Source organism: Streptomyces pathocidini (genome assembly GCF_001418495.1).
GTDB classification, from domain to species: domain Bacteria; phylum Actinomycetota; class Actinomycetes; order Streptomycetales; family Streptomycetaceae; genus Streptomyces; species Streptomyces pathocidini.
Genome location: NZ_LIQY01000350.1, coordinates 1 through 3,591, shown reverse-complemented (window position 1 = coordinate 3,591; position 3,591 = coordinate 1). Strand labels below are relative to the sequence as shown.

Genomic DNA, 3,591 nt, shown 5'->3' with positions numbered 1-3,591 from the left:
CGTACGCGCCGAGCTCGGCGAGCCGCTGTACGGACTCGACGGGGTCGAGGGCCGGGCGGGTGGCCTCGCCGAACGGATCCCGGCCCTGCCAGCCGACCGTCCAGAGTCCGAAGCTGAATTTGTCGTCGGGGGTGGGCTGGTAGCTCATCGCGGCTCCCTCGGGTATTTCGTCATGGCCGTTGACAAATTAGTATGCGTGAGCGGCGCGGGGAAGCCCCGTGGAGCGAATCAGGGCAAAGCATCAGGCGCGCCACCGGTCGAGCACCGGGTGCGCCGAGCCGGAACCGCAGGCAGACCCGAGGAAGGACATCGCGATGGCAGCACCGGAGGGACCGCTGGTCGTCGGCGTGGACAGCTCGACGCAGTCCACGAAGGCCCTGGTCGTCGACGCCGCGACCGGCACGGTCATCGCGCGCGGCCAAGCCCCCCACCAGGTCGGCGACGGCCCCGGCCGTGCCCGCGAGAGCGACCCCGAGCAGTGGTGGTCGGCCCTGTGCGAGGCGCTCGCGCAGTGCGGACCGGCCGCGCGGGAGGCGGCGGCGCTGTCGGTCGGCGGCCAGCAGCACGGCCTCGTCACGCTCGACGCGGCGGGGCGTCCGGTGCGGCCCGCAATGCTCTGGAACGACGTGCGCTCGGCGCCGCAGCGCGACCGGCTCGTCGCCGAGCTCGGCGGCCCCAAGGCCTGGGCCGAGCGCGTCGGGAGCGTGCCCGCCGCCTCGTTCACGATCACCAAGTGGGCCTGGCTCTGCGAGAACGAACCGGCGGCCGCCAGGAAGACGACCGCGGTCCGGCTGCCGCACGACTACCTCACCGAGCGGCTGACCGGCCGCGGCACGACCGACCGCGGCGACGCCTCGGGCACGGGTTGGTGGTCGGGCGCGAGCGCCTCGGCGGCGGGAAGCTACGACATCGAACTGCTGGACCACGTGGGCCTCTCCCCTGCCGCCCTGCCCGAGGTGCTGGCCCCCGGCGAGGCGGCCGGAACCGTACGGGACGGGCTGGCGGGACTGCCGCTCGCGCCGGGCGCGGTGGTCGCCGCCGGCACCGGCGACAACATGGCCGCAGCGCTGGGCCTCGGGCTGCGCCCCGGGCAGCCGGTGCTCAGCCTCGGCACGTCCGGGACCGTGTACGCGGTGTCGCGGCGGCGGCCCGCCGAGCCGACCGGTACGGTCGCCGGCTTCGCGGACGCGCGGGGCGACTGGCTGCCCCTGGCCTGCACGCTGAACTGCACGCTGGCCGTGGACCGGATCACGGCCCTGCTCGGGCTCGACCGGGAGGCGGTGGAGCCGGGCGGGGAGCTCGCGCTGCTGCCATTCCTGGACGGCGAGCGGACGCCGTATCTGCCGTACGCGTCCGGTCTGTTGAACGGGTTGCGGCACGACACGACCGGCGGGCAGGTCCTCCAAGCCGCCTACGACGGCGCGGTGTTCGCCCTGTTGCAAGCGCTGGACCTCGTGCTGGACAGCGACGCCGACCCCCAGGCGCCGATCCTGCTCATCGGCGGCGGCGCGAAGGGCGTCGCCTGGCGGGAGACCGTGCGGCGGCTCTCGGGGCGGCCGGTGGTGGTGCCGGGCGCCTCTGAGCTGGTCGCCCTCGGCGCGGCGGCCCAGGCGGCCGGTGTGCTGCTCGGCGAGGACGCCGCTTCGGTGGCGCGGCGGTGGTCGACCACGGACGGGCCCGCGTACGAGGCGGTCGAGCGGGACGACGCGACGCTTGAGAGGCTGGCCTCGACACTCCACGGGGCGGGAGCGCTGCTGGGCGGCGAGTGACACAGGCACCGAAGAAGGGGATCCAGAGCTCATAGGTCCCGCCCGACCAGAGCCCAAAAGGCCCCGCCCGAACGGAAAGGACTCGTGCTGTGGTGACCGCGGTCCCCCATACGCAGCAGGCCATGCGGCAGCGGAACCTGTCGCTCGTACTGCACGCCGTCGCCGCGCACGGGCCCCTGTCCCGGGCCGAGGTCGCCGGGCGGATCGGGCTGACGCGGGCCGCCGTCTCCACGCTCGTCGACGAACTGACGCGCGGCGGGCTGCTGGTGGAGCTGGGCCGCACCAGGCCCGGGACCGTCGGGCGGCCGGGGAGCGCCCTGGCGCTCAGCGAGCAGGGCCCGGCCGGACTCGGCGCCGAGATCGGGGTCGACCACCTCGCCGTCTGCGCGGTCGACCTGCGCGGGCGCGTGCGGGCGCGTGCCGAGAGGGCCGCGACCAACCGCGACAGCGCCCCGGGACGCGTACTGCGCAGACTGGCCGAGCTCGTTCGGCGGGTCGAGGCCGACGCCAAGCGGGAGGGGCTGCGGCCCGCCGGGCTCGCGGTGGCCGTGCCCGGGCTCGTGGCCCGCGACGCGGCCACCGTCGTACGCGCCCCCAACCTCGGCTGGCAGGACGTCGACCTGTCCCGCTGGCTGCCGGGCGAGGCAGCCGGGCCGGCCGTGTGGACCGGCCTGTCCGTGGACAACGAGGCCAACTTCGGGGCCCTCGCCGAACTCTGGCTCGGCGGCGCGGAGTCCCCCCGCGACTTCGTCCACGTGTCGGCGGAGATCGGCATCGGTGGGGCGGTCGTCCTGAACGGCGAACTGCTGCGCGGCATCCGCGGGTTCGCCGGAGAGCTGGGCCACGTGCCCGTACGGGCCGAGGGGCACCCGTGCGCGTGCGGCGGGCGCGGGTGCCTGGAGCAGTACGCCGGCGAGGAGGCCGTACTCAGAGCCGCGGGAATGACCGCGGGCGAGGGAATCCCGCGGCTGCGGGCGCGGGCCGCGGACGGCGACGCGGCCGTGCTGCGGGCGCTGCGCGGGGCGGGTTCGGCGCTGGGGGCGGCGCTGGCCGGGGTGGTGAACCTGCTCGACCCACAGGCCGTGGTGCTCGGCGGGGCGCTCGCGGAGCTCTCGCCATGGCTGCTGCCCGCCACCGAGCGCGAGTTGGCGCGCCGGCTGGCTGCCCGCCCGTACAGTGAGATCGTCGTCTCGACGCTCGGACGGGACGGACCGCTGCTGGGCGCGGCGCACTCGGTGGTGCAGGGCGTGCTCAACGACCCCATGCGGGCCATGCGCGGCAACTCCGCCTGATCCGAGGCGGTCTGACTCCTTGGCAGCACTGATCACGGGAGTCACCATGGGCAGGGAGATGTCATGAGCGTGCCGCCTTTGGAGGCTTCATGGACTCCCCCGCCCCGGCCCGCCGCTCCTTTCTGCGAGGTGGCCTGATGCTGGCCACCACCGCAGCCGTGACCGCGGCCGCCCTCCAGCCCCGAGCCGACGCCGACACCACCATCCGCCCGCGCTCCCGCGCCCGCCTGATCGCCCGCGACTACCCCGACGCCGACTGGCAGCCCGCGAGCCCCCGGAACTACACCGCCGCGGCCCGACCGGTCGAGTACCCCATCGACTTCGTGGTCGTCCACGTCGCCCAGGAGACATACGACGACACGATCAAGATCTTCCAGAACCCCGGCGCCGAGGTCTCCGCCCACTATCTGGTCCGCTCCGAGGACGGGCACGTGGCCCGGTGCGTGCGCGAAAAGGACGTGGGCTGGCACGCCGGGAACTGGGACTACAACACGCGCTCCATCGGCATCGAGCACGAGGGCTGGGTGGAC

At 74.9% G+C, this 3,591-nt stretch carries 3 protein-coding genes and 1 pseudogene; 3 read left to right on the top strand and 1 reads right to left on the bottom strand.

Going from position 1 to position 3,591, the window contains the following annotated elements:
• Window positions 1-148, bottom strand: a pseudogene (locus AOK16_RS26560) (xylose isomerase); the annotation flags it as partial.
• A gap of 166 nt (window positions 149-314) precedes the next feature.
• On the opposite strand from AOK16_RS26560, the gene xylB reads away from it, so the two are divergent.
• From xylB to AOK16_RS16995, 3 genes are all read left to right on the top strand, one after another.
• A complete protein-coding gene (xylB, locus tag AOK16_RS17005) occupies window positions 315-1,769 on the top strand; it encodes a xylulokinase (protein ID WP_055473092.1) in 1,455 nt (484 codons plus the stop codon).
• A gap of 122 nt (window positions 1,770-1,891) precedes the next feature.
• On the top strand, window positions 1,892-3,061 hold the full coding sequence (locus AOK16_RS17000) for an ROK family transcriptional regulator (RefSeq protein ID WP_079101481.1): 1,170 nt from the start codon (window positions 1,892-1,894) through the stop codon (window positions 3,059-3,061).
• A gap of 89 nt (window positions 3,062-3,150) precedes the next feature.
• A partial coding sequence (locus AOK16_RS16995) for an N-acetylmuramoyl-L-alanine amidase (RefSeq protein ID WP_079101480.1) occupies window positions 3,151-3,591 on the top strand: 441 nt, incomplete at its 3' end.